The sequence below is a fragment of the Pedococcus cremeus genome (genome assembly GCF_900111375.1).
In the GTDB taxonomy this organism is placed as follows: Bacteria; Actinomycetota; Actinomycetes; order Actinomycetales; family Dermatophilaceae; genus Pedococcus_A; species Pedococcus_A cremeus.
The window spans coordinates 236,456-249,874 of sequence record NZ_FOHB01000004.1; the positions used below are offsets into that span (position 1 = coordinate 236,456).

Consider the following 13,419-nt stretch of genomic DNA (forward strand, 5'->3'; position numbering starts at 1 on the left):
GTGGTGTCTCCTGTGAGGTGCGTCGGTGAGGTGCGTCGTGACTCACGCGGTTCAACCCGCTCAAACTTGAGTGTATTCCGCTCAACTTCGTGCTGCAGGAGAAGCGTCAGCTTCCCCGTGAGACGTAGACCCGCCAGCCGTGCGGGAGGTCCTTGGCCGGCAGCGCCTTCCATCCCTTCGCGTAGGAGGGGCGGGCCTGCCCGGAGCGCAGCACGAGGGCCACGTGCTGCCGGGTGGCCTCCGCGCGCAGGTCGGCGAGGGTGAACGGCTCGTCGCCGGGATTCGTCTTGATGCGCACGGCGTCGCACCGGGCGACGTAGGCCACCGGGGCCGCGTCAGAACCGATGAGCATGCAGGGTGGGGAGACACCGTGCCGGGCCATCGCCGCGGCCAGGGCCACCAGGTGCTGACGTCCGGGATTCGAGCCGGCCACGATCGAGGTCAGCTGCCGGTACTGCACGACGAGCTGACCGGCGAGCAGCACCGCGACGAGACCGGCGACCGCCGGACGGACGACGCCCGAGGGACGAAGGCAGAGGTGGCGCAACGCCTGGGCCGCGGGCAGGGCCAGCAGGGCGTAGGCCGGCAGCAGGAACCGCGGCGCGGCATACCCGACCAGGAGGAGGTAGGGCAGGGCCAGGACCCCGCCGACGAAGGCGGGCAGCAGCACGGCTGACCGGGGGATGCCGCGGAAGCCCACCGCCGCGACCTCCGCCGAACCGCCGACCCTCGGGCGCGAGCGCAGCACCAGCCAGACGGCGACGGCGACGAGCGCCGCGCCCGCGACCCACCACATCAGGCCGGTCAGCGGGATCGGCTGGGTCGCGCGGTTGCAGGGGCGGCACAGCAGGGGCCCGTCGAGTGCCCGCAGCTCGTAGTCGGGCACGAACCGCTGGCCGGTGCTCTGGGTGCTGATGGCGCGCCGGACCCGTGCGAAGAGGCCGTCGTAGCGCTGCTGCGCCTCGATGACCCACGGCAGGGCGCCCAGCACGGCCCCGACGACCGGAGGAGCAAGGAGGGACACGGCACGCCGGCGCCAGCGGGGGTGCAGCAGCACCGCGACGGCGAGCGCACCGACGAGGGGCACGACGTCGCCGGGCCGGATCAGCGTCGCGGCGGCGACCGCTGCGCCCCCGGCCCAGGGCAGCCAGCTCGGCCCCCTGCGCAGGGCGGCACAGAGCAGGGCCCCGGTGGCGAGCACCCCTGCCAGGGCGACCGGCACATTGGGCATCAGGCTCGGTGCGTAGAACAGCGTGATCCACAACGACCCGAAGCCGAGGGCCGCCAGCGGCACGGAGGCGTCGGGGCGCACCCGCAGCCACACGGCATACGCGAGGTAGAGCACCACGGAGGCGAGCACGGCGAGGTAGACGCGCAGCGCGACCGTCGACCCGGTGACGGCCTGGAGCGGGGCGGCGATCCACGGCATGCCCCGGGCGCGGGGCGCCGTGAAGAGGAGCGCCGGGCGCCGTGGGTCGTCCTGGCTGGCGTAGATGGACTCGTCCCAGCCCAGCGGGAGGTCGCGGACGAGGAGGACCTGGGCGACGCCGAAGGCCACCGCGACGACGGCCAGCCACGCGCGCGGTGTGAGCCGCTCGCCGAGGCGGCCTGCAAAGCCCATGCGGGCCAGTCTGCGTCCCCGGAGCGGCGGCCGCGACCCCCACGCACGAGGACGCTCGGGTCGCGGGCGGCCCACTGCGGCATACGGTGAGGGGGTGCCCATCCCCATGGCCGTCGCACGCTTCAACCGCCGGGTGACCAACCGGGTCACGACGCCGGTGCTGCGGCGGCTGCCCGGCTTCGGCGTGGTGCACCACGTCGGGCGGCGGTCCGGCCGCCCGTACCGCACGCCGGTCAACATCTTCGAGGTGGACGGCGACTACGTCGTCGCCCTCACCTATGGGCGCGAGACGGACTGGGTGCGCAACGTCGTCGCCGCCGGCGGCTGCGAGCTCGAGGTGCGCGGACGGCGCGTGCGGTGCACCGCGCCACGGCTGGAGCACGACCCGACGGCTGGCCGGATCCGCCTGCCCGAGCGCCCCGTGCTGCGCCTGCTCGGCGTGGCCGACTTCCTCCGGCTGACGCCGTTGCACGACGGCCGCGCCGGCGCCCCGCCGCGCGGATAGCCTTCAGGCATGGCCTCGCCCGCACCGACCTCGGCCGACCGGGCACGCCAGGTCGGCGTCACCGTCAGCGAGGTGCTCTGCGTGCTCGGCACGCTCGTGGGCGTCGGCGTCATCGGGGGCACCGAGGTGCCGGAGAGCTCCGGCGGCGCCCTCGCGGCCGACGCCACCCTGCTCGCGCCGGCGGGGGCGGCCTTCTCGATCTGGTCGGTGGTTCACGCCGGGCTCGCCGCCTACACGCTCTGGCAGTGGCTGCCCGGGCAGGCCACCGACGAGCGGTACCGGCAGACCGGCTGGCTGGCAGCGGCCTCCATGCTGCTCAACGCCCTGTGGCTGCTGGTCACCCGGCAGGGCTGGATCTGGGTGAGCGTCGTGGTCATCGCAGCCCTGGTCGTCGTGCTGGGTGTGCTCGTGCGGCGGCTGACCGAGCACCCGTCGTTCGGCGTCGTCGAGACGGCCGTGGTCGACGGCACCTTCGGGCTATACCTCGGCTGGGTCTGCGTGGCCACCTGCGCCAACGTCACCGCCGCGCTCGTGTCCAGCGGCGTCGACCCCGGTCCGCCGGTGAGCGAGGTGTGGGCCGTGGCCGTGCTCGCGCTCGTGGCGGGGCTCGGCGTGCTGCTCGCCCGCCGCCTCGACGGCCGGTATGCCGTGGCCCTCGCCATCGCGTGGGGCCTGTTCTGGATCGCGGTGGGCCGGGCCACCGACGAGCCGCGCTCGACGGTGACGGCCTGGGCCGCCGTCGCCGCCGCCCTCGTGGTGGTCGTGGCGACCGCCCGCCGGAAAGGCCGCTACCGCGGGCCGGTCGACGACAGCACCGGCTGACGGATCGGGCCCGTGGCAGCAGCCACAGGGAGACGGCCCGGTTCCACCATGCGGGCCCGGGCCCCTCCGCGGCGGCCGGTTGCTCCAAGATCGACGGTGACCCAGCACCGGCCGGTGGAGGTGCGGTGACTGGGCGGAGGCGCAGAGACACCAGTGGAGGCGCAGTGACACACGACGAGCACCAGCGGGCCGACGACCTGCGCAAGGACATCCGGGTCGTCACCTCCCTCCTCGGCCAGGCCGTGGTCAAGAGCGAGGGACAGGAGCTGCTCGACCTGGTCGAGCAGGTCCGCCACGCCGCCAAGGACGGCTCGCTCGACCAGCTCCCGCCGCTGGACGCCGCGTCGGCGATGACGTTGGCGCGGGCCTTCGCCGGCTACTTCCACCTCGCCAACATCACCGAGCAGCACCACCGCGGCCGCGCCCTCGAGCGCGAGCGCGAGGTACGCGGCGGGCCCCTCGACCGCACCTTCGCGGCGCTGAAGGACCGGGGCGTCGGCGACGAGGAGCTCGCGGAGCTGCTGCGTCGGCTGGTCGTCAGGCCGGTCTTCACGGCGCATCCGACCGAGGTCGCCCGTCGGACCAACCTCGACAAGCTGCGGCGCCTGTCCGCGCTCCTCGGCGAGCCCGACAGCCGGCGGCGTGCCCGGGAGCTGGAGGCGGTCGTCGACCTGTTCTGGCAGACCGACCCGATCCGCCTGGAGCGCCCGGAGCCCCTGGACGAGGCCCGCAACGGCGTCTACTACCTCGAGGGCCTGGCCGGTGCGGCCGTGCCCGACGTCGTCGACCGGCTGCGCGAGCACCTCCAGGACCGCGACCTCGACCTGCCGCTGACGCACAGCCCGCTCCAGTTCGGCAGCTGGATCGGCGGCGACCGCGACGGCAACCCGCGCGTGACGCCACAGGTGACACGCGAGGTCCTCGCGCTGCAGGCGAGCCACGGGATCGCGGTGCTCCGCCGCAAGGTCGACGAGCTGCGGCGTGAGCTGTCGGTCAGCGAGCGCCTCACCGGCGTCGACGAGGCCGTCAGGGAGCGCACTCACGTCATGCTCGACTCGCTGCCCGAGGTGGAGCCGCGGTACCGCAGGCTCAACGCCGAGGAGCCCTACCGCCTCTTTCTCACCTGCGTGGAGGTGCGCCTGCGGCTCACCGAGCGACGGATCCTCGAGGGGGCGCCCCACCGCGAGGGCCGCGACTACCGCACCGAGCAGGAGCTGCTCGAGGACCTCCAGCTCCTCCACGCGTCGGTCGAGCGCCACCAGGGCTCCGTCGTCGCCGACGGCAACCTGCTGCGGCTGGTGCGCACCGTCGCCAGCTTCGGCTTCTGCCTCGCCACCCTCGACGTGCGCGAGCACTCGGCCCGCCACCACCTGGCGCTGGGCCAGCTCTTCGACCGCCTCGGCACCCTCGGCCGGCCCTATGCCGACCTCGACGCGTCCGAGCGCCTGAAGGTGCTGGGCGACGAGCTCGCCCAACGGCGGCCGCTCTCGCCCCAGCCGCCCCCGGTCGACGACGACGCCCGCACCGTGACCGGTGCGTTCGCGGTCGTCCGAGAGGCGCTGGACGTCCTCGGCCCCCGTGCCGTCGAGAGCTACATCATCTCGATGACCCACGACGCCGACGACGTGCTCGCCGCCGTGGTGCTGGCCCGGGAGGCGGGGCTGGTCGACCTGGCCTCGGACCGTGCCGACATCGGCTTCGTCCCCCTGCTGGAGACCGTGGACGAGCTGGACCGGGTCGAGGCGATCCTCGAGAGCCTCTTCACCGACCCGTCCTACCGCCGACTCCTCGAGCTCCGCGGTGACTTCCAGGAAGTGATGCTGGGCTACTCCGACTCGAACAAGGCGGGCGGCATCACGACCTCCCAGTGGCAGATCCAGCGCGCCCAGCGCATCGGCCACGACGTGGCCCGGCGACACGGTGTGCGCATCCGCTTCTTCCACGGCCGCGGTGGCTCGGTCGGTCGCGGCGGCGGCCCCACCTACGAGGCCCTCCTCGCCCTGCCGTTCGGCACGGTGAACGGCGACGTCAAGCTCACCGAGCAGGGCGAGGTCATCAGCGACAAGTACAACCTGCCGGTGCTGGCCCGCGAGAACCTCGAGCTGCTCGTCGCCGGCACCCTCGAGGCGAGCCTCCTGCACCGCACCGACCGGCGGAGCGCCCAGCAACGCGAGGAGTGGGACGCGCTGACGGACCGCGTCTCGGCCGCGGCGCACGACCGCTACCGGTCCTTCGCGACCCACGACGACCTGCCCGCGTACTTCACCGCCTCCACCCCCGTGGACCTGCTCGGCGCCCTGCACATCGGTTCCCGCCCCTCGAAGCGGCCCCAGCAGGACGCCGGCCTCGACGGGCTGCGCGCCATCCCATGGGTCTTCGGGTGGACGCAGTCGCGCCAGATCATCCCCGGGTGGTTCGGCGTGGGTTCCGGGCTCGCCGCCGCGGAGGACCGCGAGGACGAGCTGCAGGAGATGTACCGCTCGTGGCCCTTCTTCCGGTCCTTCCTCGACAACGTGGCGATGACGCTGGCCAAGACCGACCTCGACATCGCGACGCGTTACGTCGAGGCGCTGGCACCCGAGGGGACCCACCACCTCCTCGACCAGGTGCGCGCCGAGCACGCCCTGACGGTCGAACGCCTGCTCCGCGTCACCGGGGACCGGCAGCTCCTCGAGCGCGAGCCCGTGCTCCGGACGACGCTGGAGGTGCGCGACAACTACCTGGCGCCGCTGCACCACCTGCAGGTGCAGCTCCTGCGGCGCCACCGTGACGGCGAGACCGGTCCGGAGCTGGAGCGCGCCCTGCTCTTCACGGTCAACGGCATCGCGGCCGGCATGCGGAACACCGGCTGACGAGGGCGGTGGCCGAGGCGGTCACGGACTCAGGCGGTCGACGTGACCTGCGGCAGGTGCAGGCCGCGGACGGCGAGGTCGACCAGCTCCTCGGGCGGGAGCGCGACGTCGAGCACGATGCCCGACTCGTCGGCCTGCAGCGGCTCCAGCGTCGCCAGCTGCGAGTCGAGCAGGCTGGCGGGCATGTAGTGCCCCGAACGCGAGGCCAGCCGCTCGCGGATCACCTCGACGTGGCCGTCGAGGTGCACGAAGTCGAGCGTGGGCGGTCCCGAGGCCAGCACGTCGCGGTAGGCCCGCTTCAGGGCGGAGCAGGCGATGACGGTCGAGCGGCCCTCCTCGGCGCGCTCGGCCATCCAGGCAGCGAGGTCGTGCAGCCAGGGCCAGCGGTCGTCGTCGACGAGGGGGGTGCCGGCGCGCATCTTCTCCACGTTGGCGCGGCTGTGGAAGTCGTCGGCCTCGGCGAAGAGCAGTCCGGTGGCGGCCGCGATGCCGTGCGCCACGGTGGTCTTGCCGCAGCCCGAGACGCCCATGACGACGACGTGCCGGGTGCTCGAGCGCAGGTCGAGCGGCGTGCCCTCGTGGTTCACAGCGGGCCTTCCTTGTGAGTTCTCACGGGTTGGGTCAGCGCACCGTGGCGCCGGGGGTGTGCCGTTCGAGGACGGCCAGCTCCTCGCGGGTGGGCGCGCCCTCCCAGTCGCCGCGGGTGGAGACCGCGAACGCCCCCGTCGCAGCGCCGCGGACGAGGCACTGCGCCGGGTCGAGCCCGTCCAGGACCCCGGAGAGGTAGCCGGCGGTGAAGGCGTCACCGGCACCGATCGGGTCGATGGCCGTCACCGCGAGGGCCGGTGCGTCGACGCGGCCCTCGCGGGAGTGCAGGGTCGCCCCGAGCGGGCCGCGCTTCACCGCGACCTGCTGCACCCCGCGCGACAGCAGCTCGGCGACCGCGACGTCCTCGTCACCGGACGCGACGAGGTCGAGCTCGTCGTCGGAGGCGATCACCACCGAGGCGTGTGCCGCGAGCGGGGTGAGCACCTCGCGCGCCTGCTCACGGTTCCACAGCCGGCTGCGGAAGTTCACGTCGAGCGACACGAAGACGCCTGCGGCAGAGGCCGATCCGACCGCCGCCTCGACGGCGCCGGCCGCAGACGGCGACAGCGCCGGCGTGATGCCGGTGACGTGCAGGACCCGCGGCGACGCGGTGAGGGCCGCCGTCACCTCGTCCTTGCCGACCGCCGAGCCGGCCGAGCCCGCGCGGCGGTACTCCACGCTCACCAGGTCGGCGGTGCGCTCCTCGACGAACATCAGGCCGGTGGGCCGCTCGGTGTCCACGACGGCATACCGGGTGTCGACGCCCTCGGCCCGCAGCTGGCGCAGCACGAGGCGCCCGAACGAGTCGTCGCCCACCCGTCCGGCCCAGGCGACCGTGTGGCCGAGGCGCGCGAGGCCGATGGCCACGTTGGACTCGGCGCCGGCGAGGCGCACGGTCTGCCGGCTGCCCTGGGTGAGCAGGCCCTCGCCACGGAAGGAGACCATCGACTCACCGAAGGTGAGGACGTCGACGTCGCCCGTGGCCGGCACGGTGGTCATCGCGTATGCCGTTCTGCCGCAGCCACGTAGGCCCGCGCCCGCCGGCGCAGCGCGTCGAGGTCGCCACCCGAGGCGGCGTCGCCCACGAGCGGGCTCCCGACGCCGACACCGATGGCTCCGACGGCGAGGTAGCCGTCGAGCTCCTCGAGGCCGACGCCGCCGACGGCGAGGAACGGGATGGCCGGGAACGGGTCGCGGACCGCCTTGAGGTAGCCGGGTCCGCCGAGCGACGCGGGGAACAGCTTGACCGCACTGGCACCCTGCTGCACGGCGGTCCACGCCTCGGTGGGGGTGAGCGCCCCGGCCGCCACGGGCAGGCCGCGGCCGGCCGCCACGGCGATCGACGGCGTGACCGCGGGCGTCACCACGAACTGCGCGCCGGCCGCCTCGACGTCGGTTACGTCGGCCTCGGTGAGCACCGTTCCGGCACCGATGTGGGCCCCCTCGGGGAGCTGCGCGCGCACCTGCTCGATGGCGTCGCACGCCTTCGGCGTCGTCAGGGAGATCTCGACGAACCGCACCCCCTCGTCGAAGAGGGCCAGCGAGGTGGCGACGGCCGCGTCAGGGTCCGTCCCGCGGATGATGGCCATCACGCGCGCGCGGGCGAGGGCGTCGACGAACGCGTTCGACGGCATACCGGTGGCCACGTCCGTCACCACTGCGTCCCTCACCACTCTGCGAACGAGCCGTCGGCGTGCCGCCAGACCGGACCACGCCAGGCGTGGCCGCGCTTGTCGGCGGCGCGCACGGCCTGCTCGTCGACCTCGACGCCGAGGCCGGGGGCCGTCAGCCGCTCGATGTGGCCGTCGACGAACTGCAGCGGCTCGGGGTCGACGACGTAGTCGAGCACCTCGGCGCCCTGGTTGTAGTGGATGCCGATGCTCTGCTCCTGGATGAGGTAGTTCGGCGTGGCGAAGCCGACCTGGAGGCAGGACGCGAGGGCCAGCGGACCCAGCGGGCAGTGGGGAGCGAGCTGCACGTCGTAGACCTCGGCGAGCGCGGCGATCTTGCGCACCTCGGTGATGCCGCCGGCGTGCGAGAGGTCGGGCTGGGCCACGGCGATGCCGGCCTGCAGCACCGGGAGGAACTCCTGCCGGCTGTAGAGCCGCTCACCGGTGGAGACCGGCGTCGTGGTCGAGCGGACGAAGTCGCCGATGAGGTGGGAGTTCTCGGGGACCACCGGCTCCTCGAGGAAGAACGGACGGAACGGCTCGAGCAGCGGCGCCACGCGGCGGGCGTTGGCGAGGGTGAACCGGCCGTGGAAGTCGACCGCCACGTCGCGGTGGTGGCCGAGCACCTCGCGGGCCGCGGCCACGCGCTCGACGACCCCGTCGAGCTCGGCGACCGTGGCCACCGGGCTCATCCGGCCGGAGGCGTTCATCTTCACCGCGGTCAGGCCGGCCTCGACCTGCTCGGCGATGTGGTCGGCCACCTCGGCCGGCTCGTCACCGCCGACCCAGCCGTAGACGCGGATGCGGTCGCGGACGGGGCCGCCGAGCAGCTGGTGAACGGGGGCACCGAAGTGCTTGCCGGCGATGTCCCAGAGCGCCTGGTCGATGCCGGAGACGGCACTGGCCAGGATCGGGCCGCCCCGGTAGAAGGACCCCTTGGTCATGACCTGCCAGTGGTCCTCGATGCGCAGCGCGTCACGGCCGACGACCAGCTCGGCGAGCTGGTCGACCGCGGTGCGCACGGTCTCGGAGCGGCCCTCGCAGGTCGCCTCGCCCCAGCCGACGATGCCGCCCTCGGTCTCGATGCGGACGAACAGCCACCGCGGCGCGACGAGGAAGGTCTCGACGGTGCGGATGACGGTCTCGGCGGCAGGACGAGCCGGGTCGCTGCCCGTGGTGTTGCCCGTGCTGTTGGTGCTGATGGCGGTCATCGGTCAGCCCTTCGTCGCGCCGGCGGTGAGCCCGGAGACCACGTACTTCTGCGCGAACAGCGCGATGAGCATGATCGGCAGCGTCACGACGGTGGACGCCGCCATCAGGCCGCCCCAGTCGATGCTGGCGTAGCCCACGAAGTCGAAGATCGCGACGGGCAGGGTCTTGGTGTGGGCGCTGGAGAGCACCAGGGCGAACATGAAGTTGTTCCAGGAGAAGATGAACGACAGGATCCCGGCCGTCGCGATGCCCGGCGTCGAGAGCGGCAGCGTGATCCTCCGGAAGGCCCCGATCGGGGTGAGCCCGTCCACCATCGCCGACTCCTCGAGCTCGATCGGCAGGCCGTCGAAGTAGCCCATCATGATGTAGACGATCAGCGGGAGCGACACGAACATGTGGCTGAGGATCAGCACGGTGAACCCGCCGACCATCTTCAGGTTCGAGAAGACGTAGTACCAGGGCACCAGCAGCGACACGGCCGGGATGACGCGGGCCATCAGCACGACCAGCGCCGAGCGGCCCATCGAGAAACGGCTCATGGAGTATGCCGCGGGCACGCCGAGCAGCAGCGACAGCGCGGTGGCGGCGAAGGCCACCCACAGGCTGTTGACGATGAACTGCACGTAGTTGGCCTGCTGCAGGACCTTGGCGTAGTTGTCCCACGTCGGCGAGAAGAAGACCGCCTTGTCGGGGTTGTAGATGTCGACGTTGGTCTTGAGGGAGGCCGCGACCATCCACGCCAGCGGCGCCAGCAGGGCGAGGACGACGACGACCAGGGCGACGACGCGGAAGACCTTGTAAGGGGTGCGGGCGCGCATCAGGCAGCGTCCTTCCGGCGGGAGGTGACGGCCCACATCGAGCCGATGATGATGAGGAAGAAGATGATGAGCACCGTCGAGGAGACGCCGTACTCGTTGTAGTCGAAGCTCAGGCCGTAGGCGTAGACGTTGAGCGTCTCGACCTCGTGGAACGAGCCGCCGCCCTTGCCCTTGGTGGCGTAGAGGATGTCGAAGGTCTTCAGGGCGTCGATGCCGCGCAGCAGGACCGCCACGACCAGGGTCGGCATGAGCAGCGGCAGGGTGACGTGGCGGAACCGCTGCCACGCGCTGGCGCCGTCGATCAGCGCCGCCTCCTGCGGCTCGTCGGACAGGGAGGTGAGGCCGGCCAGCAGGATGAGCACGATCATCGGCGTCCACTGCCACACGTCGATGAGCATCGTGGTCGGCAGGGCGGAGTGCTCACCGGCGAGCCACGGCCACGGACCGAGGCCGACCCAGCCGAGCACCCGGTTGGCCATGCCGATGTTGGGGTCGAAGATGAGGCGCCACATCATGCCGACCGCCACCGGGGTGGCGACGAGCGGCAGCAGGATCGCGACCCGCACCCATTTCTCGCCCTTGAAGGGGCGCCACAGGAGCAGGGCGATCGCCATGCCGAGCACGATCTCGGCGGCGAGGACGCCGCCGGTGAAGACCACGGTGCGCAGCACCGCCGGCCAGAACCGCTCGGTGTCGCTCAGCACGTCGAGGTAGTTCGCGAAGCCGACGAACTCGGACTCCGCGCGCACGGAGCCCTCGGCGTTGGTGAGGCTGAGGTACAGCGTCCACGCCACCGGGAAGATGATCAGGACGGCGACGAACACCATCGCCGGGGAGGCGAACAGCCACTTGCGGTGGCGGTTGGCCCAGCGGGCCCAGCCGGGTGTGCTCGCCGAGGTCGTCAGGCTGGTCTTCCCTGCGGTGCTCGGGGTGGTGGTCGTGACAGCCATGCGTGTGCTCCAGGTCGCGGGCGAGGTCGGGGCGCGGGGAGGGTGGCCGGCCGGGCCGGCCAGTGGCCGGGTGCCCGAGAGGGGGATACGGGCACCCGGCCGTCTGTGGGTCGTGCTGGTGTTTCGGTGTTGCTGTGGTGGTGCGGGGTCCTACTTGTTCTCGTCGTCCAGGAACTTCTGGAACTTCTCGTTGGCCGCGTCGGCCGAGGCGCCCGCGTCCTTGCCGGTGATGGCGTCGACGATGGGCTGGCCCACGATCTCGCGAGCCTCGGCGACCTTCACGACGAGCGGGCGGTCGTGGCCGACACCGTTCTTGGCCATCTCGGCGTTCGCCTCGACGAGGTCCTTCGGGTAGGTCGCGGTGGCGGCGGGGTCCTCGGCGACGGAGGTGCGGCCACCGGGGACGCCGGCCTTCTCGTTCTCGAGGGTCTGCTGCTTGCTGGTCGCCCACTCGATGAACTTCCAGGCGTTCGCCTTGTTGTTGGAGGCGTCATTCACGCCGAGCGCCCACGAGGGGATGCTGTAGGGCTTCGAACCGGCCGGACCCGCGGGGAACGGAGCGAAGCCGACGGTGCCGGAGACCTTGGACTTGGCCGGGTCGGTGGCGTTCTTGTACAGCGAGTTCGCCTCGGTGTAGAAGGCGGCCTTGCCCTGGGTGAAGATCGCCATCGCCTCGGGCCAGCCCATGTCGGTGCTGACGTTGGCCGGGCCGAGGTCCTTGATCAGGCCGCCGTAGAAGGCGTAGGCCTGCTTGGCCTCCGGGGTGTTCACGGCCGACTTGCCGTTGCTGTCGACGAAGTCACCGCCGAAGGAGTACAGGAAGCTCGAGAACTGCGTGACGGCCGGCGACTTGCCGGTGCGGGCCACGAAGCCGGCGACGCCCGGGTTCTGCGACTTGATCTTGGCCGCCATCGACTTCAGCTCGTCGAGGGTCTTCGGGGGGTTGGTGTAGCCGGCCTTCTTCAGCAGGTCCTTGCGGTAGTAGAGGACCTCCTGCTCGGTGATGATCGGGACACCGACGACCTTGTTCTCGTAGGTGGTCGCCTGCACCGGGCCGGACTTGAAGTCGCCCCAGTTCCAGTCCTTGTTCGACTTCACCTTGTCGGTGAGGTCGGCGAGGTACTTGTTCTTCGCGAACAGCTTCCCCTCCTGGAGGGGGCGGTACATCATCACGTCGATGTCGCTGGAGCCCGCGTTGAGCTTCACGTTGTACTGGTCGGACAGCTGGTCCTCACCGAGCTGGGTGATCTCGACCTTCAGGCCGGTCTGCTTCTCGAACTCGGGCAGGGCCTTCTTGAGGTTGTCCGTCCAGACGTGGTTGGCCAGGGTGACGCGAACGGTCTTGCTGCCCGACCCCTCCGCGTCGCCGCCACCACATGCCGAGAGGCCGAGGGCTGCCGCCACGGCCAGAGAAGTCACGATTACTGATGACTGACGCAACACGTCGGTCTCCGTTCCTGTCGTGGCGCCCGCCATTGGGTCGCCGCCTGCATCAACGGCTCTACGTCCGCTTAATCCCGGGATGTTAGATCTATAAATCTGCTTTATGCAAGAGGGTGGACGCCATGCGTATGCTTTAACCCATGACGGAGCCTGCAACGGAGCTGCCCGCCCACGGAGCCGACACGGTCGCCGACACGGTCGCCGACACCGCCGCGGCGTCCGGCCTCACCGGCCTGCACGCGCAGGTGCTCGACCAGATCGGCCTCGCCATCTGCGGCGGCGGTCTGACCGAGGGCCAGGTCCTCTACATCGACGACCTCGTCGACCGCTACGGCGTGTCGCGCTCGGTCGTCCGCGAGGTGCTGCGGGTGCTGTCGTCCATGGGCCTGGTGGCCTCGCGGCGCCGCATCGGCACGATCATCCAGCCGTCCTCGGCGTGGAACGTCTACGACCCGCAGGTCATCCGCTGGCGCCTGGCCTCAGACGGCCGGCTCGGCCAGCTGCGCTCCATCACCGAGCTCCGCAGCGCCGTCGAGCCGGAGGCCGCCCGCCTCGCCGCCGAGCGCGCCACCCCCGACCACGCCGGCGACCTCGTGGCGCTGGCCGGTCGCATGTGGGCCGCGGCGCAGGGCGAGGACGAGAGCGCCTTCCTCGCCCTCGACATCGAGTTCCACCGCCTCGTGCTGGCCAGCTCGGGCAACGAGATGTTCCTCAAGCTCAACGAGCTCGTCGCCGAGGTGCTGACCGGTCGGCACCACTACGGCCTCATGCCGCACCACCCCCACGAGGAGGCGCTGCAGCTGCACGCCGACGTCGCCGCCGCGATCCAGCGGCACGACGGCGACCGGGCCCGCGCGGCCATGCTCCGGATCATGGAGCAGGCGATGGACGAGATGAAGGCGCTCTGGGAGCAGGGCGACGACCAGCCCTCCTCCTGA

General features: G+C 71.9%; 12 protein-coding genes. 4 read left to right on the forward strand and 8 right to left on the reverse strand.

Features of this window, described 5'->3' with window-relative positions; all coding sequences use genetic code 11:
* Window positions 1-106 precede the first annotated feature (106 nt).
* Window positions 107-1,621 (reverse strand): hypothetical protein, encoded by a 1,515-nt coding sequence (locus BMW78_RS09650; RefSeq protein ID WP_091758718.1) that lies wholly within the window; start codon window positions 1,619-1,621, stop codon window positions 107-109.
* A gap of 94 nt (window positions 1,622-1,715) precedes the next feature.
* On the opposite strand from BMW78_RS09650, the gene BMW78_RS09655 reads away from it, so the two are divergent.
* From BMW78_RS09655 to ppc, 3 genes are all read left to right on the forward strand, one after another.
* A complete protein-coding gene (locus BMW78_RS09655; protein WP_091758720.1) occupies window positions 1,716-2,126 on the forward strand; it encodes a nitroreductase family deazaflavin-dependent oxidoreductase in 411 nt (136 codons plus the stop codon).
* A 9-nt stretch (window positions 2,127-2,135) separates the two neighbouring features.
* Window positions 2,136-2,948, forward strand: a complete 813-nt coding sequence (locus BMW78_RS09660; protein WP_091758722.1) for a tryptophan-rich sensory protein — start codon at window positions 2,136-2,138, stop codon at window positions 2,946-2,948.
* Window positions 2,949-3,112: 164 nt separating this feature from the next.
* Window positions 3,113-5,800 (forward strand): phosphoenolpyruvate carboxylase, encoded by a 2,688-nt coding sequence (ppc, locus tag BMW78_RS09665; protein ID WP_091758724.1) that lies wholly within the window; start codon window positions 3,113-3,115, stop codon window positions 5,798-5,800.
* Between the two features lie 29 nt (window positions 5,801-5,829).
* Here ppc and BMW78_RS09670 read toward each other — a convergent pair whose 3' ends face one another.
* The 7 genes from BMW78_RS09670 to BMW78_RS09700 all read right to left on the reverse strand — a co-directional run bounded on the left by BMW78_RS09670 (window position 5,830) and on the right by BMW78_RS09700 (window position 12,457).
* On the reverse strand, window positions 5,830-6,387 hold the full coding sequence (locus tag BMW78_RS09670; RefSeq protein WP_245735766.1) for a gluconokinase: 558 nt from the start codon (window positions 6,385-6,387) through the stop codon (window positions 5,830-5,832).
* A gap of 34 nt (window positions 6,388-6,421) precedes the next feature.
* The gene (locus BMW78_RS09675) at window positions 6,422-7,387 is read right to left on the reverse strand and encodes a sugar kinase (RefSeq protein WP_091758726.1); all 966 of its coding nucleotides are present in this window, start codon (window positions 7,385-7,387) and stop codon (window positions 6,422-6,424) included.
* Window positions 7,384-8,043: a bifunctional 4-hydroxy-2-oxoglutarate aldolase/2-dehydro-3-deoxy-phosphogluconate aldolase gene (locus BMW78_RS09680; protein ID WP_245735767.1), complete on the reverse strand. Its 660-nt coding sequence runs from the start codon at window positions 8,041-8,043 to the stop codon at window positions 7,384-7,386. Before BMW78_RS09680 ends, BMW78_RS09675 begins: the two co-directional genes overlap by 4 nt.
* An 11-nt stretch (window positions 8,044-8,054) precedes the next feature.
* Window positions 8,055-9,269, reverse strand: coding sequence for a galactonate dehydratase (dgoD, locus tag BMW78_RS09685; RefSeq protein ID WP_091758728.1), 1,215 nt, complete (start codon window positions 9,267-9,269; stop codon window positions 8,055-8,057).
* Window positions 9,270-9,272: 3 nt separating this feature from the next.
* Complete coding sequence (locus BMW78_RS09690) at window positions 9,273-10,088, reverse strand: carbohydrate ABC transporter permease (protein ID WP_091758730.1); 816 nt, start codon at window positions 10,086-10,088, stop codon at window positions 9,273-9,275.
* A complete protein-coding gene (locus tag BMW78_RS09695; RefSeq protein ID WP_245735768.1) occupies window positions 10,088-11,038 on the reverse strand; it encodes a carbohydrate ABC transporter permease in 951 nt (316 codons plus the stop codon). The genes BMW78_RS09690 and BMW78_RS09695 overlap by 1 nt, the downstream gene beginning before the upstream one ends.
* A 150-nt stretch (window positions 11,039-11,188) precedes the next feature.
* Entirely contained in the window at window positions 11,189-12,457 is a 1,269-nt protein-coding gene (locus BMW78_RS09700) for an ABC transporter substrate-binding protein (protein WP_245735769.1), read from the reverse strand.
* A 164-nt stretch (window positions 12,458-12,621) separates the two neighbouring features.
* Here BMW78_RS09700 and BMW78_RS09705 point away from each other — a divergent pair, with 164 nt between their 5' ends.
* On the forward strand, window positions 12,622-13,419 hold the full coding sequence (locus BMW78_RS09705; RefSeq protein ID WP_091758734.1) for a FadR/GntR family transcriptional regulator: 798 nt from the start codon (window positions 12,622-12,624) through the stop codon (window positions 13,417-13,419).